Consider the following 22,884-nt stretch of genomic DNA (forward strand, 5'->3'; position numbering starts at 1 on the left):
TGCGGCTCTGGACGCCGGTTCTTAGGAAAAGCGATAGCTCATCCCTCCGTTGTTGAACGGTTCCTCACAATCAGCCTTAATAAGCTCTACCACTTCCTCAAGAGTCTTGAAGCCGAGGTCCTCACCCTTGCGAGGGCGGACACTCACACCTTCAGACTCCACCTCCTTATCCCCGATGACAAGCATATAGGGGATCTTCGCAACCTGTGCCTCACGAACCTTAAAGCCCAGTTTCTCGTTGCGGACATCGGCCTCTACACGGATACCCTGCTTGGCCAGAATGTCTTTCGCTTTCAGGGCGAAATCAGCATGTGCGTCGGTAATGGGAAGCAGGCGTGCCTGAACAGGTGCAATCCAAGTGGGGAAAGCACCTGCAAAATGTTCGGTCAGGATGCCGATGAAGCGTTCCACAGAACCGAGAATGACGCGATGAACCATAACTGGTCTATGCCGTTCACCATCCTCCCCGATGTACACCAAGTCAAAACGATCAGGCAAGGTAAAATCACACTGCACAGTTGCGCACTGCCATTCGCGGCCAAGACAATCGCGCAGCTTGATGTCGATCTTGGGGCCGTAGAACGCGCCGTCGCCCTCGTTGATGGCATAGGGCAGACCCACGCGGACCAGAGCTTCGGTCAGTGCATTGGTGGCCAGATCCCAGTCGGCATCGGAACCAATGGACTTTTCAGGACGGGTGGACAGCTCGAGAGTATACTCGAAGCCGAACACGCCCATCACGTCGCGCACGAAGTCGAGCACGCCGATGATTTCGTCCTGCAGCTGGTCGGGACGGCAGATGATGTGCGCATCGTCCTGCGTGAACTGACGCACGCGCATAAGGCCGTGCAGCACACCGGATTTTTCATGACGATGCACCACACCAAGCTCGAAGAAACGCTTGGGCAGTTCGCGATAGCTGCGCAGCTGCGACTTGTAGATCAGCATGTGCGCGAGGCAGTTCATGGGCTTTACGCCATACGGAGTTTCGTCAATTTCCGTGAAATACATGTTTTCACGGTAGTTGGCGTAGTGGCCGGAACGTTCCCAGAGTTCGCGCTTGAGAATCTGCGGACCCTGCACGATATCGTACCCGCGCTTCAGGTGCTCTTTGCGTTCAAAATCTTCGATCACGGTACGGATCAGCGCGCCCTTAGGATGCCAGTAAGCCATACCTGCGCCACCTTCCTCCTGGAAGCTGAACAGGTCGAGCTGGGCACCGAGCTTGCGGTGATCGCGCTTTTTCGCTTCTTCCAGCATGGTCAGGTACTTCTTCAGCTCCTTGGGGTCGCTGAAGGCGGTACCGTAAATGCGGGAAAGCATGCGGTTCTTTTCGTTACCGCGCCAGTAGGCCCCTGCCACACTCATAAGCTTGAATGCCTTGATGAAGCTGGTGTCAGGAATATGGGGGCCGCGGCACAGGTCGACAAAGTCGCCATGCCGGTACAGGGAAACCACATCATCAGGCACTGCGTCGATCAGTTCGAGCTTGTAGCTCTCGCCCATTTCTTCGAACAGCTTCTTCGCCTCTTCCTTGGAGCACACGGAGCGCTCGAAGGGCTGGGCAGCTTCGATGATCTTGGCCATTTCGCCCTCGATGGCTTCGAGGTCTTCGGGGGTGAAGGAGCGGCTGAAATCGAAGTCGTAGTAGAAGCCGTTTTCGATGGAGGGACCAATGGTCACCTTCACGTCAGGGAACAGGCGCTTTACTGCATCTGCCATGATGTGGGCCGTGGAGTGCCTAAGCAGATCCAGGCCCTCGGGAGTGTCTATGTAAACAGGGGTGAGGGTTTCGCAACCTGCGGGAATAGTGGCAGTGAGATCAAGCATGGAATCGCCGCACTTGACCGCCAACACTTGCTTGAGCTTCTTTCCGCTCAATGCTTCCTTCAGGGCGTCGCGACAGACAGCGTCCGCGGCGACCTCAACAACCTGTCCTTCGATAGACACGTTCACGATGGTATCTCCTGAAAAAAATTAAGTAATACAAAGCAAAAGAGGGAGGCTATCCGCCTCCCTCTGCTCCGATTCAGTGTGGTAGGCACGAGCAGCTTTGAACTGCTGACTCCTACCATGTCAAGGTAGTGCTCTACCCCTGAGCTACGCGCCTACACCGTTACGGCGGAGTCGGTATCTACGCACTTGGTACGGGTTCGTCAAGCAGAAAAGCTTTTTTTTGTATTTTTATTTCGTTCCCTCGCATGGGAACCTGCGTTTCACTCGTCCTCAAATAACTCCACCCGGCGATCAGTCAATCCGATGTGACATCTTTTCCATCATATAATATACGAAAAAGGCTCAACCTGAAAAAAAATGAAAGTTCTCTCTCTTTTTGACGCGAGTCACATACGGGAGTGGCAGCATGGTCTAGTTTGCACTCAACGACGCACAAAAGGGCGTGTCCGCCAAAGAACCGCACAAGCAGTCAGACGGCGAAAAACACTGCACTGCCCGACAGGAGCAAGCACATGCTTAAAAAATTCATTTCGTTCTTTTCCGGCGGAAGCGCCCAGACCAATACCGAATCAACATCCAAGAAGGAGTTTGCCATGTTCTGCAACCAGTGTGAACAAACTGCCAAGGGTACCGGCTGCACCAAAGTAGGCGTATGCGGCAAGCAGCCCGAAGTTTCCGACATTCAGGATCTCGTTGTCTACTCCCTGCGCGGACTTGCTCTGGCAGCCCAGAAGACCGGCAACAAGGATGCAGCTCTCGGCCACTTTGCCGCCAAGATGCTGTTTACCACCCTGACCAACGTGAACTTCGACCCCGCCCGCTTCCAGACCTTCATCAACCAGATCGTTGCGAAGCGTGATGAAATTCTTGCCAAGGGCGGCGCATCGTTCTCTTCCGGTCCTGCCGCTTTCAAGCCCGCAGCTACCATTGACGGTCTTGTCGCACAGGCAGAAGGCCATGGCGTTGCCAACTTCGACTCCAACGACGACATCCGCTCCGTCAAGCAGCTGCTGGTTTACGGCATGAAGGGCCTTGCCGCCTACACCGACCATGCCGCAGTGCTTGGCCAGCAGGATCAGGCTGTATACGACTTCCTCTACAAGGGTCTGGCTGCCGGTTACGACGGCGTGGAACGCGACCTGAACGCATGGGTCGGCCTGCTGCTCGAATGCGGCAACGTGAACCTGCGTGCCATGGAACTGCTGGACGCCGGCAACACCGGCACCTACGGCCACCCCGTACCCACCGAAGTGCCTCTGGGCCAGAAGAAGGGCAAGGCCATTCTCGTTTCCGGCCATGACCTGAAGGACCTGTACGAACTGCTCAAGCAGACCGAAGGCAAGGGCATCAACATTTACACCCACGGTGAAATGCTGCCCTGCCACGGCTACCCTGAACTGAAGAAGTTCCCCCACTTCTACGGCCACTACGGTACCGCATGGCAGAACCAGCAGAAGGAATTCCCGGCTTTCCCCGGCGCCATTCTCTTCACCACCAACTGCATCCAGAAGCCTGCAGACAACTACTCTGCGAACGTGTTCACCACCGGCCTTGTGGGCTGGCCCGGCCTTGTGCACTGCGAAAACCACGACTTCTCTGCCGTGATCAAGCGTGCTCTGGAACTGCCCGGCTTCACTGAAGACACCCCCGGCAAGACTGTCATGACCGGCTTTGGCCGCAACGCCGTGCTCAGCGTGGCTGACAAGGTTATCGATGGTGTGAAGGCAGGCGCCATCCGCCACTTCTTCCTCGTGGGCGGCTGCGACGGTGCCAAGCCCGGCCGTAACTACTACACCGAGTTCGTGGAAAAGACCCCCAAGGACACCATTGTACTCACCCTCGCCTGCGGCAAGTTCCGCTTCTTTGACAAGCAGATCGGCGACATCGGCGGCATTCCCCGTCTGCTCGACGTGGGCCAGTGCAACGATGCCTACTCCGCCGTGCAGATCGCCCTGGCCCTTGCCGGTGCCTTCAACTGCGGCGTGAACGACCTGCCCCTGTCGCTGGTTCTCAGCTGGTACGAACAGAAGGCCGTGGTCATTCTGCTCACCCTGCTGGCACTGGGCATCAAGGACATCCGCCTCGGACCCACGCTGCCCGCCTTCGTAAGCCCGAACGTGCTGAACTTCCTTGTAGAAAACTACAACATCAAGCCCATCACCACGCCTGACGAAGACCTGAAGGCCATTCTCGGCTAATTGAGCTCGTGCAAAACAGATCGGGAGGGGAACCTCCTCCCCTCCCGATTTTCACCTCACCTCTCGCCAACAGGGCAGAAATGCTTACCTTACGCAGAGGTATTCGCCCCTTCAGACGCTGGCCGGTCACGCAATTACCGGCTACCGCCCGAACGGGTGAAGCCCGATAAATCAACACTACAGCCGCAGACCATGCGGCATGAAAACAACAGAACTCTCCACGGGGGTAATTCATATGTCCAAGCAGTTACGCAAGATCATCGAAATTGACGAAGAAAAGTGCACCGGCTGCGGCCTGTGCATCATAGACTGTGCAGAAGGCGCGCTGGCCATTGTGGACGGCAAGGCCAAGATCGTGAAGGACTCTTTCTGTGACGGCCTTGGCGCATGCCTTGGCGCATGTCCGGAAGGCGCTCTGAACATCGTGGAACGCGAAGCCGACGACTTTGACGAAGATGCCGCCATGGCATGGGTGGCAGAGCGCGATGGCAAGGCCCCCGCAGGGCATCATCATGGCCACGGCAAGCCTGTCCACGCCCCGCATGGTGCCGGCCACCCCGGCCACTCCGGTCCTCACGGACATGGTCACGGGCATCCTCACGGCCACGGAGGTGGCGGTTGTGCCTGTGCAGGCTCCATGGCCAAGCAGGTTAAGCCCATTCAGGCAGCCGTTGTTTCCGGCGGCCCTGTTTCCGGCCCCGGCCACTGGCCGCTGAAGATTCGTCTCGTTCCGCCCACGGCTGACTATCTCAAGGGTGCCGACGTGCTGGTGGCCGCAGACTGCGCCTCTGCCGCTTCCCCCATCTTCCACAGCGAATTTGCGCGCGGCAAAGTTGTGCTGATCGGCTGCCCCAAGTTCGATGATACTGACGCCTACGTGCAGAAGATCACCGACATACTCAGCACCAGCGGCATCAAGTCCATCAGCGTTCTGCGCATGGAAGTGCCCTGCTGCCGCGGCCTTTCCGCATCCGTTTTCGAAGCCGCAAAGCGCGCTGCCGCCAACACCGGCAACAACACCCCCGTTCAGGAAATCATCATGACCTGCGGCGGCGCACGCGCCGAGCAGACCCTGTTCGGTCAATAACAGGCCCCAACCTCCTTGCTGCTATATACGGAAAAGGCCACCCCATCGGGGTGGCCTTTTTCAGTTCAGCACCAAAAATCGTTACTTGCCGCAGCCGCACACCTTGCTGTCCAGCGGGCCGAGCGGACGCACCTGCACGGCCTGCTCTTCGGGCCACACCAAGGCCTGCGCCACGTAGGCCACGCCCTTTCCGGCGTGAAAGGTAATGGAAGGAGAACCGTGCAGCACGTATCCTTCTTCCAGCGCATCGCAAACACGCTTGCAGAAAGCGGAATCATCGGGGCCGGTCAGCAGTCTGTATTTCTGTTTCATGGCAGTACCTGTCTTTAGGGTGTTCGTCTTTCCAACTCAAAAAAAATTACAAGCTCTCCAATCCGGAAGCCAGCGCTTCCAGCGCATCGCGATCCAGAATGGTTATCTGCCTGCCTTCCACACGCACCATACCTTCCTCCGCCATTTTGGTCAGCGCACGCGAAAGCGTCTCGCGGGCGGTTCCCAGCATGCCCGCAAGCAATCCTTTGGCAATGTCGAGAGTAAAGGTATCTGCCCCGTCCTTCAGTTCGCTGGCAGTAACAAGATATGCGGCCAGACGCTGCGGGGTTTCCTTCAGTGTCAGCGCCTCTATCTTGTTGGCAAACTGCCGCAGACGGCTTGAAAGAGCCGCCAGCATGTTGAGAGAAAGGGCGGGGTCGGAAGAAATGCGCGAAACAAGTCCTTCGCGCGGCAGGAACAAAAGTCGTGATTTTTCCACGGTTACTGCGTGGGCAGGATAGGTGCCGCCCTGAAACACGGCCACCTCGCCGAAGGGTTCGCCGGGGCCGAAGACGTGCAGAATGGCCTCTCTGCCATCGGGAGCGCTTTTGTAAATCTTCACACGCCCTTGCGCGATGACATAGAACCCCTTTGCGGCGGTTCCTTCAAAAAAGATCATCTCGCCCTTTTCATAGGGCTTATCCACAATAATGGAAGCCAGGGCTTCCAGCTGGCTCTGCGTCAACCCGTTGAACAGGGGCAGATTGGCAATGATGTTTTGTACGAACATCCGTGACTTTCCCGCGCCCTGCAAGCCTGTCCTGCCCGTCAAGGGACGGGCAGGACGGATTTCGGGCAATTAGAAGTTGCCGGCAAGTTCGGCCGCCTTGGCTACGGCAGCCTTGCGCCGTTCTGCGGCCACATCGGGTCCGCCCGCAAGGGTCGGTTCCACCTCCACGGTGGTTATATCCGTGAAGCCCATGAAGCCGAGAATGAAGTTGAAATAGCGCTTCTGAAAATCATAATTTTCAGCAGGCGTACCGGCAGGATACTCTCCGCCGCGCGAATAGGCAACAAAGGCGGGCTTTCCCGTCACAAGACCAAAATAGCCGTTTTCGTTGTAGCCGAAGGTGTGCGTGGGATGCGCCACCAGATCAACGAACTGCTTGAGCTTATAGGGAATGCCGAAGTTCCACATGGGGACGGCAAAGACATATTTGTCTGCGGCCTTGAACAGGGTGATAACCTCAATCACCTTATCCCATGCGGCCTTTTCTTCGGGCGTGGCATCAAGCCCCTGTCCGAGCTTGTAGCGGCCGGAAACGCCGTCTGCATCGAAATCGGGAAGCTTGGTTTCAAACAGGTTCAGCACAGTCACCTGTGCCGTGGGGTCCTTTACCTTGTAGGCAGCGACAAATGCATCCGCCGCGGCAATGGAATGCGACCGTTCCTTACGGGGAGAAGCTTGTATGTACAGGATGTTGCTCATGACGACCTCCGATAGTTCGATGTTGAATCAATGAAGTTTGAATTAATATAGGCACGACTGGCTCCGGCGCAAGTGCCTTGTCTAAAAAAACACCCTGACCGCTTATACCATTCTCCCCAGTATCTGCACAATTGCCCATGATAAGCAGAACACAGATATGCGCTCATTCTTTGCGACCACACACCAGAAAGCGATTTGCCAGTCATGGCAGCCTGTCTTATAGTCATCCCCACCATTTCAGGAGAATGCCCAATGAACAGAATTTCAAAAGAAGTGGCTGCCCGCGTCGAGGAACTGCTCCGCGAACAGCTTGAAGACCTTGGCGTAGACATTGCCAAACTGGAACCCCATGTTATTTCTGAAAATATGCACTGCGACATGTATCCGGACGAAAGCATGGTATACAGCTGGAAGGAGACGCAGTTGCTGCGCATCGTCCCTGAAAAGGACGAGGATGGCACTGTCATCCGCTGGCGCATGTTCACCAAGGACGATACCGACCCCGTGGTTCACTAGCCACTCTTGTTTCCAAAACAGAAGCCGCCTGAACAACCTCATATGGCTGTTCAGGCGGCTTTTGTACGTTATATGCGGCGTCCTGTGGCCTGCAGCAGGCGGAACCGCTTACCCGTTGTTCACCTTTGCCCAGAAAGCGGGCCACTTGACCAGCAACGCCTTGAGCGCGTTACCGCGGTGCGAACGACGGTTCTTCTCTTCCTTGGGCAGTTCGGCGGAATGCTTGCCGTCTACGGGGTCTATGAACAGCGGATCGAAGCCGAAACCATTGTCACCCTTGTATTCATGGCCGATACGGCCTTCCCAGGCACCGGAAGCGGTGATGTATTCACCGTTGGGAGCATAGGCGGACATGACGCAGCGGAACCGTGCCGTGCGCTTTTCATCCGGCACGGCTGCCAGCGCTTCCAGCAGCTTCTGATTGTTTCGGTCATCCACGCCCGGTCCGGGCAGATCGGGACGGTCAGAGCTGTAACGGGCCGAATACACGCCCGGTGCGCCGTTCAGGGCGTCCACTTCCAGTCCGGAATCGTCAGCCACGGCAATGTGGCCGGTGGCCAGTGCCACGGTACGCGCCTTGATCAGAGAATTTTCCTCGAAGGTCACACCGTCTTCCACAATATCACCGATCTCGGGAAAGGCGTCCAAACCTATGACAGTAAGGCCGAAATCGCTCAGAGTGCGTTCCAGTTCGGCTATTTTTCCCTTGTTACGGGTTGCCAGTACTATTGTCGTTGTCATCTGAAGTATCTGTTTCCTTGCATGTATTCGTGAAAACACCGACGTGCGGAGCAGCAATACCTGACACGGCGGACACCTGCATAACATTGGGTCCCGAGGTTACCCTCTTCGACCGGACATGTGTTGACCCGCCTTCTCCGATTCCGCCCGACAAGGCATGAGCAGGCAATTCCGGATTGTCAGAACCGGCCTGTCGTTCCTCCTCCGCGCTCTCCCCTCCATCCTCAACCGCCAGCGTGGGCAGCAAATACAGGGAGATGGTTGTTCCTTCTCCCTCCTTGCTGACAAGCTCCACGTAGCCGCCCATTTCTTCCACAATCTTCTTGGTCATGGCAAGCCCGAGACCGGCCCCCTTGTCCTTGGTGGAAAAGAACGGAGAAAACACCTTTTCGCGCAGCGCGTCGGGAATGCCGTAGCCGGTATCCTGCACGGTGACGAAGACATGCGTCTGCGTCATGCCGGTAACCACTGTGAGCTTGCCGCCCTCTTTCATGGCTTCCAGCGAGTTTTTCACCAGATTGATCAGACACTGCTTTATCATGCCCGCATTGCCTTTTGCCACAGCAATGGAGGGCGCAAGGTTTACAGTGAACTGCAGCCCCCGCTCTTCGCAACCGATGCGCATGAGCTGCAAGGTTTCTGCCGTGACAAGGTTTATATCCACCACACCCTCGGCGGAGTCTGTGGGGCGGGCAAAGTTCAGCGTGGTTTTCAAGATGGCATCCAATCGCTTGGACTCTTTGAGAATAATCTCAACCTTCTCACGGGCAGCCTCGTCCAGGGATGTTGAGCGCAGCAACGAGTTGGCAAACCCGCCGATGGCAAACAGCGGATTGCGGATCTCATGGGCAATATAGGTGGAAAGCTCGCCGATGGCGGCCATTTTCTCGGCCTGCTGCAACCGCTGCTCCATGTGCGTACGGTGCGTGATATCGCGGCGCATTTCGATAATGCGGGTTATACGGCCGTCTCCCCCGAACACGGGATAGGTATATATCCGGAAGAACTGGACCTTGCCGTCATCCGTCACCTTGGAATGGATGCGTTCGGCCTTACGACCGGTCTGCAGGGTCTCGCGGAAGGTGCAGCCGCCCTTGTCCGGCGGGCAGCAAAAGTTGCCCCCGTCCAGCTCCCAGCAGTTGCGGCCTATGTAGTCCGCCTTGGTTCCGCCGCGCGCCACTATGATGGAACGGTTTACATCCATGATCTTGCCGTCGGTGTCGAGCAGCATGATATCCTCGTCCACCTGATCGATAAGCGTGGCAAACAGGTCCTGCGCCCGTCGCAAATCGCGCATGCACGAGTGGCAGAGCTTTTCGGAAAGCAGCAATTCCCATATCAGCCCTGCCGCATCACCGTGCAGCACGGAACACCCGGCAGGGGCGTCCTTGCGCAGCTCGGCCATGAAATCGCCGCCGTCCGAAAGATCGATGACAATGTTGACTTCCGGCATGGCCTGGAATAGGGCCGTGTGGGTCTCGAACATGGGCAGCGGATCGAAACAGGGAATGGCCCTGATCGCACTTTTAGGAATACTCGCCAGCCCTGCAACCCTGATCCACGGAAAAGCTTCGCCGAAATCAGGCCTGCACACCAGCTTGGAAAATGCCTGAAGCGGCTTGCCCGAACCTACGAGGGCGACGGTAAAACGCTTTACGTCCGTAATATCTATATCATACTTTTCAATGGTGTTTGCCATTACAGTCTCCGGCTACTGAAACCCATTTGAAGTGGAACAGAATCCGACGGAATGTCCTTTCCGTACCGAGGCAGGCAATCGCCGCGCGGTCGCAGTGCATATCTGCGCGGCAATTAAAAACTATCGACACCATAACCGGAATACCAACATATGATAAGCATTTATTCCATCAGTCTCGGATGCCCGAAAAACAGGGTGGATACGGAGTGGCTGCTCGGCGCTGTACCCGGCACTGTGCAGGCGGTTGACGATCCCTCAGGGGCGGACCTTGTGGTCATAAACACCTGCGGCTTCATCCAGCCCGCCGTGGAAGAATCTGTCCGCACCATTCTGCAGACCATCAACGAAGTGGAAGACGCAAAAAAACGCCCCCTGCTCGCGGTTACGGGGTGCCTTGTCGGGCGTTACGGCCAGAAGGAACTGTCGGCGGAACTCCCCGAGGTGGACCTGTGGCTGACCAACCTCGACATGGTGCGCTGGCCGGAAATGGTGGCAAACGCTCTGGGGCTTGCTCCCAAGGCAGACCCCATGCGTATTCTTTCCACCGGTCCTTCGTATGCCTATCTCAAGATCAGCGACGGTTGCGACCACAACTGCGCCTTCTGCACCATCCCGTCCATACGCGGCACGCTGGCCAGCGCTTCTGCAGACAGCATTGTGCGCGATGCCCGGCACATGCTCGATCAGGGCGTGAAGGAACTCATCTTCGTGGCGCAGGATGTAACCGGCTACGGCAAGGATCTCGGCCTCAAGCACGGCCTGCGTGAGCTGCTCGACCGCATCCTGCCACTGGACGGCCTTGCGCGCCTGCGGCTCATGTATCTCTACCCTGCGGGCCTGACCAAAGATTTTCTGCACTATCTGCGTGACGCGGGTGAACCTTTTGTTCCCTATTTCGACGTTCCCCTGCAGCATGCCCACCCCGATGTGCTTTCGCGCATGGGCCGCCCCTTTGCGCGTAACCCGCGCGAGGTTGTGGACCGCATCCGCGACGTTTTTCCCGAAGCGGCACTGCGCACCAGCTTCATTGTGGGCTACCCCGGCGAAACCGAGGAGCACTGGGAGCACCTTCGCGATTTCATGGTGGAAACCCGCTTCCACCACATGGGTGTTTTCGCCTACAAGGCTGAAGAAGGCACCCCCGCAGCCGAAATGCCCGATCAGGTAGAGGATGCCGTAAAAGAATGGCGCCGCGATGCGCTCATGGAAATTCAGGCCGAGATAAGCGAAGAAATTCTCGCCACCTATGAAGGCGAACGCATGTCCGTGCTGGTGGATGCCGAACACGAAGAGTGGCCGGGCCTGCATGTGGGCCGCACGTGGTTTCAGGCTCCGGAGGTGGACGGCGTGACCTATATCAGCGGCCCCGGAGTGGAACCCGGCGCACTGGTGGATGCCGACATCGTGGAAACACGGGAATACGACCTTGTTGCCCTGAGCTGAAAAAAAATAACAGCCGGGTGACAAAAGAACGTATTTAAAATCAGTGCCGCTCCCCCTGCGGTGTCCGGTCAAGTGTACATCAGGTCGCGATTGCAGAGGATTTTCCGCAATCGCGACTTTTTTTGCGTCGGCCATTTCAGCCTTGCCACGCAAAGGTTTTCGGGCTTTTACGGTTGAGTTTCCTTGCGCAATCTGATAATAGACCCAATCCCGCCGTAAAGGATGGGAAAATATTCGTTGGTTGGAGGATTTCGTATGGAAACCATGGAAAACAACAATTTCGACGCTGACATCAGTTTCGAAGCTGCCCTTGAAGACTACCTTAGCTCAGATTTCGGTGATCTGGACGAAGGTTCCATCGTCAAGGGAGAAGTCGTTCGCGTGAGCAGCGACTATGTCCTCGTGGACGTAAATTTCAAATCTGAAGGGCAGATTTCCGCTGCCGAATTCATCGGCCCCGACGGCACTATGACCGTTGCGGTCGGCGATAAGGTGGATGTCTTCGTTGTTCGCAAGAACGAAATGGAAGGCACCATCACCCTCTCCTTCGAAAAGGCGAAGCGCATGCAGCTCTTCGACCAGCTCGAAGAAGTTCAGGAAAAAGAAAGCACCATCAAGGGCCGCATCATGCGCCGCATCAAGGGTGGCTACACCGTTGATCTGGGTGGCGTTGAAGCCTTCCTGCCCGGCTCTCACGTGGACCTGCGCCCCGTGCCGGACATGGACGCCCTTGTTAATGAAGAATTCGAATTCCGCGTACTCAAGATCAACCGCCGTCGCAGCAACGTCATCGTTTCCCGCCGCGTGCTGCTCGAAGAGGAACGCGATTCCAAGCGCTCGGAACTGCTGGTGAACCTTGAAGAAGGTCAGATCGTGAAGGGCAAGGCCAAGAACATCACCGAGTACGGCGTATTCGTCGACCTCGGCGGTCTGGACGGTCTGCTCCACATCACCGACATGTCCTGGAAGCGCATCCGTCATCCCAAGGAACTCGTTTCCCTGGGTCAGGAACTTGAACTGAAGATTCTGAGCTTCGACAAGGAAAACCAGAAGGTTTCCCTGGGCATGAAGCAGCTCATCACCGATCCGTGGCAGGACATCACCGCCAAGTTCCCCGAAGGTGCACGCCTCTCCGGCAAGGTTACCAACCTTGTTGATTACGGTGCATTCGTCGAACTGGAGCCCGGCGTGGAAGGCCTTGTGCACATTTCCGAAATGTCCTGGACCCGTAAGCTGCGTCATCCCTCCCAGATGGTCCGCGTGGGCGACGAAGTTGAAGTCGTCATCCTCGGCGTGGACGAAGACAAGAAGCGCATCTCCCTCGGCATGAAGCAGGTTAAGCCGAATCCGTGGGAAGTTGTGGCCGAGAAGTACCCCGAAGGCACCGTCCTTGAAGGTGTCATCAAGAACATCACCGAATTCGGCATGTTCATCGGTATCGAAGACGGCATCGACGGTCTTATCCATGTTTCCGACATCAGCTGGACCAAGAAGATCCGCCATCCCAACGAAATGTACAATGTAGGCGACACCGTTCAGGCCAAGGTTCTGACTGTGGACCAGGAAAACGAAAAGTTCACCCTGGGCGTAAAGCAGCTGACCGAAGATCCCTGGACCAAGGTGCCCACCAACTACCCTGTTGGTGCCATCATTGAAGGTCTGGTGACCAACATCACCGACTTCGGCCTGTTCGTGGAAGTGGAAGAAGGCATTGAAGGCCTCGTTCACGTTTCCGAAATCAGCCAGAAGAAGGTGAAGTCTCCCAACGAAATCTTCAAGGAAGGCGTTACCATTCAGGCCAAGGTCATTCACGTGAGCGCGGAAGAGCGTCGTCTCGGCCTCTCCATCAAGCAGCTCAAGGATGACGAAGACCGCAAGAAGCCCCGTGAATTCCGTACCGGCGCATCCGAAGCCGGCCAGAATCTCGGCGACCTTCTGAAGCAGAAGTTTGAAGAGGATGCAGCAGAATAAGCTGCCCTTTTACCAGAAGCATCCGCTTCTGTTCTGCCTCGCGCTTATAATGGCGGCCGTGGCCCTGTTCGCAGGTGCCATGGCCGCCTTGCGGCTTTCCGGCGCCCACGCTACCGGCGGTCTTTTCAAGCAGGACCGTGTGGGCATCTGCTATATTGAAGGCTTCATTGCCGACTCTTCCAAGGTTACCGCATGGCTGCGCGAACTGCGCGACGACCGCTCGGTCGTGGGCGTTCTGCTGCGCATAGACAGCCCCGGCGGAGCCGTTGCCCCCTCGCAGGAAATGTATAACGCCGTACGCCGCCTTGCCGCCGTCAAACCCGTGGTTGTTTCCATGGGTTCCGTTGCCGCAAGCGGTGGCTACTACATTGCCGCAGGCGCAGACCATATCGTGGCCAACCCCTCCACCATCACCGGCTCCATCGGCGTAAAGATGGAACTGGCTAACATGCAGGGGCTCATGGACAAGATAGGCATTGCGCACGATGCCCTCACCAGCGGTGACCTGAAGAACGCCGGCAGCCCCTTCAAGCCCATGACCGACAAGGAACGGGCGTATCTGCAGGGGCTGGTGGGCGACATGTATGAGCAGTTTCTTGAAGCCATCGTCAACGGCCGCCGCATGAACATCGAGGATGTACGCAAAGCCGCGGACGGAAGGGCCATGACCGGCAGGCAGGCGCTTGCCCTCGGCCTTGTGGACACCCTTGGGGACATGGAAACCGCCTACGACAAGCTTGTATCCATGTGCAACGCCACCGGACAGGCTCCCCTGCCTTTTGTGGAAGGCCCCCCGCAGGAAACCAGTATCCTGCGAGACCTTCTCAGCTCCTATCTGGGCATAGACCCGGCCAGCTCCTTCTCCGAATCCCTGCGACGACGATCGGACATACGCTTCCTGTACTACTAGGAACGCCGATCGCGTACCAGCGCAGCCCAAGAGCGATGCACAGGCCATTCAGCCTGACGCTCCCCCCCGTTTCCGCCATCCGCATTCCTGACAGTACCCCTGTCGGCCATCTGCCGTGACGCGTCTGCATCCGTCACACGCCATCCGCATTACGGGAACACAACCGTAACCTCGCGGTGCCACCATGTCATAATCCGTCCCGTTCTGCGCTTTCCGGTCACGAAAGCTCGCAGCGGACGGTACGCAGGAGTCAACCATGCGGTCTCAGAATGCTGTCTCCATCCCCGGCGTTTCTTCCGTCTCCACTGAACAGGCTCAGAGCAAGGCGACCATCCATATTGGCCACCCTGCCACGCCTGTTTACCCTGTTCATACCGCACCATTCCCTCACATATCTGCCTCAGTGCAGCCTGCGTTGCCTCATGAGCCGCTGACGCAGCGCACGCTCACGCCCGCCGATCTTGAACGGGCTTCCATGCAGGCATGGCCTGCTCTGGAAGAATGCTCCTTCGGCAACGTGCGGCTGCGCTGTGCGGGCGGCTTTACCAAACGGGCAAACAGCGCGGTACTCATACACCAGCCGTCCATTGAGAATAGTGATATTTCCGACTGTGCTATCGTTGATGTCGAGGCATGGTATGCAGGGCGGGGACAGAACACCGTATTCCGGCTCACGGAACCGCTGAGCACAGGGCTGGACGAGCAACTTGCACGGCGCGGATACCGTATGGCAGACCCCTCGCTGGTCATGGTCAACGATCTGTCCTTTGCTCCTTCCTTCACGCGGGACACTTCACACATCCCGCAGGCCCGCCTGATGCAGGATGAAGAGTGGCTGGAGCGCGAACGCCAATTCAGCAACCGTCCCGCCGGTGACCAGCGCATGATGCAGCATATTCTCGCCTGCAATGCCGTTTCAAATGACTACATGGCCATTGAGGACAACGGCACCATGGTCGCCTGCGGTCTTGGCGTGCGGCAGCAGGGGCTGTATGCCATTTTCTGCATCCGCACGGCGCAGTCCCACCGCAGGCGCGGCTATGCAACCGCGCTCATCTGTTCCATGCTGCAGCGGGCAAAGACCTCCGGAGCTTCTCATGCATGGCTGCAGGTTCTGGAATCCAACCTTCCGGCCATAGGGCTGTATCGCTCGCTACGCTTCTCCACCAGCTACCGCTACTGGTACCGCATACGCCCGTGACCGGTCTTTTCCCGCTGGCGGCACGCATCTGCCTGTGATAATGTTGCAGGATGCCGCATAACTCCTCCAAAGAGCCGTGCGGCGCTCACCGTCACAAGATACGGAGGTTTCCGGCATGTACACGCGCGCCAGCGGAATGCTGCTGCATATCACTTCCTTGCCGTCCCGCTACGGCATAGGCGACATGGGTCCGGCTGCCTGCGGATTCGCCTCTCTGCTCAGGGATACCGGCCAGCTGTACTGGCAGGTTCTGCCGCTGGGTCCCACGTCCACGGCCATCGGCAACTCTCCCTATTCAAGCTGTTCCGCCTTTGCGGGCAATCCCCTGCTCATCAGTCCGGAAAAACTCGTGGAAGACGGCCTGCTCTCGTGGGCCGATATCGAATATCCCCCCGGAACCGACCCGTCGCGAGTGAATTTTCACGTGGTGGAACAGCACCGCCAGCGCGTTCTGCGGGCCGCCTTCGAACGCAGCCGGCATTGGCTGGAAAAGGACTACACCTTCACGGCATTTTCCAGAAAACACCACCACTGGCTGCACAACTACGTCCGCTTTGTCACCATCAAGAAGTGGCATGACGGAGCCGTGTGGTCAGAATGGCCCGAGCCCCTGCGCTTTCGTCACGAAGAAGCCCTTGCCCGCTGGGATGCCGAACATCATGAAGAAATGCTCTTCGAAACCTTTGTCCAGTACGTGTTCTTCCGGCAATGGAACGATCTCAAGGAATACTGTTCCGGTGCGGGCGTGCGCCTTATCGGAGACGTGCCCATCTATGTCACCTATGACAGCGCCGACGTATGGGAGCACCCCGAATTTTTCAAGCTGGATGATCAGCGCAAGCCTCTCATGGTCGCCGGGGTTCCGCCCGATTATTTCAGTAAGACAGGCCAGCGCTGGGGCAACCCCGTGTATAACTGGGACGCCCTTGCCCGCGACGGTTTCGCCTGGTGGGTGCGCAGGCTCGCACACAATTTCGACCAGACCGATCTGGTGCGCATAGACCACTTCCGCGGGTTTGCAGGCTACTGGGAAATACCTGCTGAAGAAGAAACCGCCATAAACGGCGAGTGGGTCGATGCCCCGGGCATGCAGCTCTTTTCTGCACTGAGCCGTCATTTTACCGTGCTGCCGCTCATTGCGGAAGATCTGGGCATAATCACGCCGGACGTGCGCGAACTGAAATCGGCCTTCAACCTGCCGGGCATGAAGGTGCTGCAGTTCGGCTTCGGCGGGGACAAGCTCATCAATAATCCCGATGCCCCCATGAACCACGAGCGTCACAATGTGCTCTACACCGGCACGCACGATAACTCGCCCATGCGACACTGGTTCGTGCACGAAGCAGGCGATCAGGGGCGCAGCAACTTTGCGGCTTTTGCTGGACATGATGTGGTGGAAGCGGGTGCAGCAGAGACAGCCATCCGCATTGCCATGAGCAGTGTTGCCAACACGGCAATCTTCCCCGTACAGGACGTGCTCGGGCTTGACGGAACCGCCCGCATGAACACGCCTTCTGTTCCTGCCGGCAACTGGGAATGGCGACTGCGGCCCGAGGAAATGGAACTGCCCTTCTACAGAAACTTTGCACAGATGACGGAATTCTTCGGCAGGTGGACCTGACATGGTCCTGCGAGAATAATCACGCCTGTCCGCCTGCCGGATACTGCCCCCAGCACAGACACGAAACAGCACACGGAACACGATATGCGCAAACTCTACATAGCCATGATGGGCCTCCCTGCGCGGGGCAAGACCACTGTTTCCTCCAAGCTGAAGGAAGGACTGGAACAGGAAGACCTGAATGTCCGCATCTTCAACAACGGCGCCCTGCGCAGGCAGATTCTCGGCGAAGCCTCATCACGGGCGGAATTCTACAATCCGGAAAACAGGGACGGGCTGGAAGCGCGGGAAGAACTGGCCCGCCTGAACATGGAACGTGCGCAGCAATTTCTGGCCGAAGACGGCGATGTGGCCATTCTGGACGCCACCAACGTCAGCGCCCTGCGACGCGAGGTGGTACAGAAAACCCTTACCGACCACCCCCTGCTCTGGGTGGAATGCACCAACGACGATCAGGACCTTGTGGAAGCCAGCATTCTGCGCAAGACCCGCCTGCCGGAATTCGCCAGCCTGAGCGAATCAGAGGCCGTTGCCAGCTTCAAGCGGCGCATCGCCTATTACGAGCACATCTACACCCCCTTCAGTCAGGAACCCTGCTGGATACGGGTGGATTCGCTGCGCAACCGCATCATCGACGAGCAGATCAGCCACAACATCCCCTATTACGTAAATATCCGCGATATTCTCGTCTCGGACTGGATTCGCAATCTCTACCTCGTGCGCCACGGGCAGACGCTCTATAACATGGAAGGGCGCATCGGCGGCGACTCCGAACTCACGCAGCAGGGACTTGAGCAGGCCGAGGCACTGGGCCGCCATTTCAGGGGATTCAGCATTCCCTACATCTTTACCAGCACCCGCCGCCGCTCGCACCAGACCGCCACCCCCATCTATCAGGGGCAGGACCACTGCACGGTAAAAGCCCTGTCAGAGTTCGACGAAATCAACGCGGGCATCTGCGAGCACATGCGGTACGAAGAAATCAAGCACAAATGGCCCAACGAATACCGCCGCCGCCAGAAGGACAAATACCACTACATCTATCCGGAAGGTGAAGGCTACATCACCATGAAAGAGCGGGTGGACAAGGGATTGAGAAAGGCGCTGTATCTTTCGGGCAACGCGGAAGCGCTCATGATTGTCGGGCATCAGGCCATTAACCGCATGATCCTTTCCTACTTCCTGTTCCGCAGAACAGAGGATGTTCCTTTCATCTACATCCCGCAGGACCAGTACTTCCACATCGTTTCCACGCAGAAGAAAAAGCTGTTCGAACAGGTGCGGTTTACCGGCAGGCGGGAACGGACGGGGACAAAACCCGACTAGAGGGCGGTTCTGCCAGCCAGCTTGGCGGCCAATGTACTGAGTAGTGTGAAGGGCAGGCTGTCGGCCAAACGGGTGACAAAACGGCTGTCGAGCCTGGCGCTCAGGCCCTTTCGTACCTGCCGGAAGCAATGGTTGGCAAGTACCCGAACGGCATATGCGGCCCGACGCTATGCACGGTCTACAGCTCTATTTCGCGCTCCATCTCAAAGGTGAACCGCTTCGGCAGGAAGATGGACAGACGCGCCCCCGATGCCACAGGGCAGTGGGCCAGCGCCCGCACAACCTGCACGGGCCGATCTATCAGGGCTGCGGCACCGGGAATGTCGGGCAGGCAGAACAACTCGCCCCTGTTGGTCAGGTAGACCATTGAAGCGCTTTCCGGCTTTCTGACATCACGGCCGGTAGTAACGTTGACCAGCAGCATCACCCGCACCACAGCTTCGTCCTGAAGATACTCTCCCCACGGCCGTTCGCATGCGGCGGGCGAACATATTTCATACAACGCCTCCAGCGCCGCCTGCACATCGCCTATGCTCACATTCGGCGCAAGGGCGCTGCCCGTGACCACAGTACCGGGCTGCCAGTATTCGTTGGCAATGAGCCAGCAAAGCAGCTTGGCAAAACTCTTTTCAGAACGCAGCGCCTCGCGCGCGGCCTTACGCCCTGCCAGCTTGGGCAGGCGGGCCTGCACGTTCCATACTGCCAGCTGTCCGGAAGGGGCAGGCTGCGACCGGACAGAAGTTTGCGTTTGGGCAGAAGCCTGCGGCAGGGCAGAAGTCTGCGACGGTCCTGTCTCGCACTGCAGTTCAAGGCTTTCGATAAAACGGTACGGCGGCTCGATGAAAGGCAGCCGCATTATCTTGTAGGGTCTTGGCTCAAGCCACGCAAAGATCTTGCGCCCTGCCATGGTCAGATCGCGGGAGGAAACACCCGATTCGGCAGGAATCTCCACAGAGGCAAAATCCGGCACCTGTCCTTCCGCTCCTCCGCCGCCCTTCAGCCCCAGCATGTCACTCACCCGCACGTAGGTGGCGAGCAGGTAGCTGTTCAGCCGTTCACCAAGTTCGCTCATCTCGAGCAGACTCGGCAGGGAATCATCGCCCTGCATCACCGGATCGGCAAGCTTGCGGCCCACGGGATCTTCCGAATAAGGCAGAAAATACTCCAGATATTCCGCGCCAAGGTGCAACGTTTCCGCCGAGCGGATGGTCGCCGTGGATACGCCTGTGGCATAGCCGCATTTGCGCAGAAATGCCTGCCGGATGAGGTCCAGCACATCCAGACGCCCTTCGCCCTGATAAAAGGCATAAATATCACGCAGAATCACGGCCAGAGGATCGGCATGCCACACACCGCCGAATCCGTTATGCAGGCTGCGCTTAATGCGGTTGCACACAAGCTCCACGTTGCCGCCCTCCGGCTGTCGTGAAGACCCCGCAGCGCCGCCGTCTGGCTCATATGCCGTGCTGCCGTTTTTGCCCGCGACCATTGCCTCAAGCTGACCGAAGGCCAGAAGCGAAAGAAAGGGAACGGACATGGCGCGGGCAATGTACCAGAACAGGGAGTTCAGCAGGGATTTTGCCGGAATGTCCTCAAGCGGCCCCATATCAAGGGGAGACGCAGGCAGCAGCCCCTGTCCCATGTAGGGGAGTCGCCGCATGTATTCCGCATCATCAATGCCTGCGGGCGTGCACCACCATGCGGGCATGCGGCCAGCCACCAGCACGAGAAAACGATACAGCTCGGCCTTGAGCAGAAGCGATTGCGAAACACCCGCCTCGTTATCACCTGCGGCCGTATCAAAACCGAAGGCATTGTTCCGGATACTCCCGGCATGCAGCACATGAAAACGGATGGTCTGCCGTTGCTCCGCCTGCACCCAGCGGGCAATGGCTGCAAGCTTGTCTCGCAAGGCGTCCACCTGCACTGTGGCCTCATCCTTCGCAGCATGCACCACCCAGACATCAAGCGGAGAGCCCGCCGTCTGCGCTATGGAACCGGCAGCTCCGGAGAAGTACACGCCCTCGATCTCAAGAATATCCCCTTCTGCCTGCTCCGCTTCGGAATATGGCGCACCGAACCGCCGTTCTATGGCATCCAGCGCTCCCCTGTCGGGAATATATCCCGCAATGCGGCACGGAATGCCCCTGGTCACTGCAACAGCCTTGTTGGCCCCCGCTGCCTTGGTTGCCACCACTGATCGGGTTGTCACGGCCGCAGTCGGAGAAGCCGTCTGCGCAACCCCGCCTGCCCCGTAAGCATAAGACGACGCGCCCGTGCCGGAAGCAAGCGGTACCACACCGCTCTGCACCAGCAGGGGCAGCATGGCGACCAGATCCGCGTGTTTGCCGAGCTTGATGCGGCACCAGTCCAGCCGCCTGCGGTTCTGCACCAGCATGCGCACGGCCCTGCGCTCGGCGTCCGCCATCTGCAGCCAGCGCTGCAGCAGCAGATACAGCGCCGCACTGGCGGGAGGCATGACCGTATCAGCGGTGTCTTCCGCAATGGCAAACAGGGCTTCGTTACGCCACGTTTCCGCCATCACGAGCAGGAAAGGAGCATCCGTCACCACGGCCTGCGCCCTGCTCATGGGGGCAACGCATCCGGAAAAGGCCGTCCCCTGCGCCCGCACCTGTCGCAGATCGGCGCGGACAAAGGCACAGTCACCAAACAGACTGCCATCCAGCATCACATCGCGCATGGTCACACAGCCGAAATCGCAGTATTCCGCCATGCAGGTGACAAGACGGCTTCTGCGCCACCAGCTTCCCCACAGGCGCACGCTGCGCAGCGTTGCATTGCGGAATTCGCACCCCGTAAGACGGCACTCTCCCATATCCACATGGTCCAGCAGGCTGCCGTCGAACTGCACGTCCTGCATGAGGCAGATATCGGCAGGCATGAGCGCCAGTTCGCAGTCCTTGAACACCACGCCGGAAAGACGGGATTCCGTAAGCCGCACGCCGTGCAGGCGGCAACGCTCAAACCGCACACCGCTCATGGCGCAATACGAAATATCCACACCGCTGAAGGTGCAGTCCGTGAAGGTGACATTCTTCAGACGCAGGGAAGCGATGCTGCCGGGTGCAAACTGCTTTCCGGCAATTTCTTCGCCCTCCCTGACAAGCGAAAGTGGATGCGGGCCTTCTTCCTGCTTCTTTTCCCGGCTGAAAAAGGAACGGACATTGGAGAACATGCCGCCCGCCTCTGCGGTTGCATCTTCTGCCGGAGCCTCGGCGCGGGGCATGGGGGGCGTGTGAAAGGGCGTGAATTCCACATTGGCGTTGGCGGCGATAAAGCCGCGCACGTGGGCTGCTGCCTCTTCGGGCGAAGCCGTGCGCGTGGCCGGAACAGACAGCCCCTTGAGCACGGCCAGAAGCCGCTCCTGATCAAAGGAGGCCAGAATCACGGCAAGACGGGAAACCAGCGCTGCACGCACTGCCGAATCAAGCCGCTTGAAAACATTCTTGAAGACATCCCCGTCCAGCCCGAGCAGCAGAGAACATAGCGATGCAGGAGCCCCTTTATCCGCTCCGGCAAGATTGGCTGCCAGCGGTGCGTCCGCCTCCGGCAGGCCGAGCGCCACCTGCGCCCGCACAGCCTCTTCCCGCACGTGGGGCAAACGGTGCTCCGCAGCCTCGGCAAGCAGCTGCCTGACCTTCGCATCCTGCGGTTCGGCGCAGGCAGCGAAACATCGGAGGAGCGGAACAAGTTCCTCCCTGCGCATGCGCGGCCAGTGCCGGACAAAATGCATGGCAAGCCCGTGTGCGCGCATCACGCGCACCGCGTTGGCCATGTAGCCCAACTGCTCCGCATTCAACTCCATACGCAGCAGTTCTTCCAGCCACAGCCCGAAGCGGCTGCCAAGCATGGCATGCTGCACTGCACAGGCCGGTTCCAGCCCCCGCTTACCCAAGGTATCCAGAAGCACAAGCCCTTCTTCCGGTTCCTCGTTTATGACTTCGGAAAAATTGCGGCGCAGGGGAACCATCACGCTCTCGGCCGCCCCCGCTCTGGGCCTGCGCAAAAGCGCGTTGAGCAAGAGCAGACGGTGCTCCGCCTGAATGGACTGCACCATGCCCACAAGCACTTCGGGCCGCATCTGTCCGGACATGACATAGCCCACGGCATATGCCTCGCCAGCCTCACCCAGCGTACACAGCAGGCTCAGGCAGCGCCGGTGCAGCCCCTCTTCAGCTGAGGATGCCATCAGCACGGCAAGGATATGCGCAAAGTCAGCCCGATCACGCTCATGCAGAATAGGGTCCGGCCCGTCGTCTGATGGCTGTCCATCATCCCGGGTCCCCCCACCCTGCTCCTTCGGACCTGATTGCCGGGGCTTGAGCAACGCCTCAGCCTGCGCCAGCAATGCGACAAGACTCTGCGAATCCGCATGTCTTCCCGCACGCACGGCCTCGCGAAGCGCCTTCATAAAAGTTCGGGCAGCATAGACAGGAACGTCGGTCATAAATCG

General features: G+C 58.2%; 16 protein-coding genes and 1 tRNA gene. 9 read left to right on the top strand and 8 right to left on the bottom strand.

What is annotated here, in order from left to right:
* Positions 1-21: 21 nt before the first annotated feature.
* Both thrS and HUV30_RS01180 read right to left on the bottom strand, forming a co-directional pair.
* Positions 22-1,956, bottom strand: coding sequence for a threonine--tRNA ligase (thrS, locus tag HUV30_RS01175; protein WP_174403568.1), 1,935 nt, complete (start codon positions 1,954-1,956; stop codon positions 22-24).
* A gap of 79 nt (positions 1,957-2,035) precedes the next feature.
* Positions 2,036-2,110 (bottom strand) — tRNA-Val (locus tag HUV30_RS01180).
* Between the two features lie 439 nt (positions 2,111-2,549).
* Here HUV30_RS01180 and hcp point away from each other — a divergent pair.
* Both hcp and HUV30_RS01190 read left to right on the top strand, forming a co-directional pair.
* Positions 2,550-4,154 (top strand): hydroxylamine reductase, encoded by a 1,605-nt coding sequence (gene hcp / locus HUV30_RS01185; protein ID WP_174403934.1) that lies wholly within the window; start codon positions 2,550-2,552, stop codon positions 4,152-4,154.
* A gap of 235 nt (positions 4,155-4,389) precedes the next feature.
* Positions 4,390-5,241 carry an ATP-binding protein gene (locus HUV30_RS01190; protein ID WP_174403569.1) on the top strand — a complete coding sequence of 284 codons (852 nt, stop codon included), beginning with the start codon at positions 4,390-4,392 and terminating at the stop codon, positions 5,239-5,241.
* An 81-nt stretch (positions 5,242-5,322) separates the two neighbouring features.
* Here the strand turns inward: HUV30_RS01190 and HUV30_RS01195 are convergent, their stop codons facing one another.
* The 3 genes from HUV30_RS01195 to HUV30_RS01205 all read right to left on the bottom strand — a co-directional run bounded on the left by HUV30_RS01195 (position 5,323) and on the right by HUV30_RS01205 (position 6,982).
* A complete protein-coding gene (locus tag HUV30_RS01195; RefSeq protein ID WP_174403570.1) occupies positions 5,323-5,553 on the bottom strand; it encodes a DUF1737 domain-containing protein in 231 nt (76 codons plus the stop codon).
* A gap of 46 nt (positions 5,554-5,599) precedes the next feature.
* Positions 5,600-6,283 (bottom strand): Crp/Fnr family transcriptional regulator, encoded by a 684-nt coding sequence (locus tag HUV30_RS01200; protein WP_174403571.1) that lies wholly within the window; start codon positions 6,281-6,283, stop codon positions 5,600-5,602.
* Between the two features lie 69 nt (positions 6,284-6,352).
* The gene (locus HUV30_RS01205; protein WP_174403572.1) at positions 6,353-6,982 is read right to left on the bottom strand and encodes an FMN-dependent NADH-azoreductase; all 630 of its coding nucleotides are present in this window, start codon (positions 6,980-6,982) and stop codon (positions 6,353-6,355) included.
* Between the two features lie 252 nt (positions 6,983-7,234).
* Here HUV30_RS01205 and HUV30_RS01210 point away from each other — a divergent pair, with 252 nt between their 5' ends.
* On the top strand, positions 7,235-7,498 hold the full coding sequence (locus tag HUV30_RS01210) for a hypothetical protein (RefSeq protein ID WP_174403573.1): 264 nt from the start codon (positions 7,235-7,237) through the stop codon (positions 7,496-7,498).
* A 108-nt stretch (positions 7,499-7,606) separates the two neighbouring features.
* On the opposite strand, the gene rdgB is transcribed toward HUV30_RS01210, so the two are convergent.
* Together rdgB and HUV30_RS01220 are read right to left on the bottom strand one after the other, a co-directional pair.
* Entirely contained in the window at positions 7,607-8,239 is a 633-nt protein-coding gene (gene rdgB / locus HUV30_RS01215; protein ID WP_174403574.1) for an RdgB/HAM1 family non-canonical purine NTP pyrophosphatase, read from the bottom strand.
* On the bottom strand, positions 8,208-9,938 hold the full coding sequence (locus HUV30_RS01220) for a two-component system sensor histidine kinase NtrB (protein ID WP_174403575.1): 1,731 nt from the start codon (positions 9,936-9,938) through the stop codon (positions 8,208-8,210). The genes rdgB and HUV30_RS01220 overlap by 32 nt, the downstream gene beginning before the upstream one ends.
* A 150-nt stretch (positions 9,939-10,088) precedes the next feature.
* On the opposite strand from HUV30_RS01220, the gene rimO reads away from it, so the two are divergent.
* The 6 genes from rimO to HUV30_RS01250 all read left to right on the top strand — a co-directional run bounded on the left by rimO (position 10,089) and on the right by HUV30_RS01250 (position 18,410).
* Positions 10,089-11,381 carry a 30S ribosomal protein S12 methylthiotransferase RimO gene (gene rimO / locus HUV30_RS01225; RefSeq protein ID WP_174403576.1) on the top strand — a complete coding sequence of 431 codons (1,293 nt, stop codon included), beginning with the start codon at positions 10,089-10,091 and terminating at the stop codon, positions 11,379-11,381.
* 255 nt (positions 11,382-11,636) lie between these two features.
* Positions 11,637-13,352, top strand: coding sequence for a 30S ribosomal protein S1 (locus HUV30_RS01230; RefSeq protein WP_174403577.1), 1,716 nt, complete (start codon positions 11,637-11,639; stop codon positions 13,350-13,352).
* A complete protein-coding gene (gene sppA, locus HUV30_RS01235) occupies positions 13,339-14,262 on the top strand; it encodes a signal peptide peptidase SppA (RefSeq protein ID WP_174403578.1) in 924 nt (307 codons plus the stop codon). The genes HUV30_RS01230 and sppA overlap by 14 nt, the downstream gene beginning before the upstream one ends.
* Positions 14,263-14,518: 256 nt before the next feature.
* Positions 14,519-15,463 (top strand): GNAT family N-acetyltransferase, encoded by a 945-nt coding sequence (locus tag HUV30_RS01240; RefSeq protein ID WP_174403579.1) that lies wholly within the window; start codon positions 14,519-14,521, stop codon positions 15,461-15,463.
* 76 nt (positions 15,464-15,539) lie between these two features.
* Positions 15,540-17,084: a 4-alpha-glucanotransferase gene (gene malQ, locus HUV30_RS01245; protein ID WP_276512304.1), complete on the top strand. Its 1,545-nt coding sequence runs from the start codon at positions 15,540-15,542 to the stop codon at positions 17,082-17,084.
* Positions 17,085-17,117: 33 nt separating this feature from the next.
* Positions 17,118-18,410 carry a bifunctional nucleoside/nucleotide kinase/histidine phosphatase family protein gene (locus HUV30_RS01250; protein WP_276512305.1) on the top strand — a complete coding sequence of 431 codons (1,293 nt, stop codon included), beginning with the start codon at positions 17,118-17,120 and terminating at the stop codon, positions 18,408-18,410.
* Between the two features lie 178 nt (positions 18,411-18,588).
* Here HUV30_RS01250 and HUV30_RS01255 read toward each other — a convergent pair whose 3' ends face one another.
* Positions 18,589-22,878, bottom strand: coding sequence for a pentapeptide repeat-containing protein (locus HUV30_RS01255; RefSeq protein WP_174403582.1), 4,290 nt, complete (start codon positions 22,876-22,878; stop codon positions 18,589-18,591).
* Positions 22,879-22,884: the final 6 nt, after the last annotated feature.

Source organism: Desulfovibrio subterraneus, from assembly GCF_013340285.1.
GTDB classification, from domain to species: Bacteria; Desulfobacterota; Desulfovibrionia; order Desulfovibrionales; family Desulfovibrionaceae; genus Halodesulfovibrio; species Halodesulfovibrio subterraneus.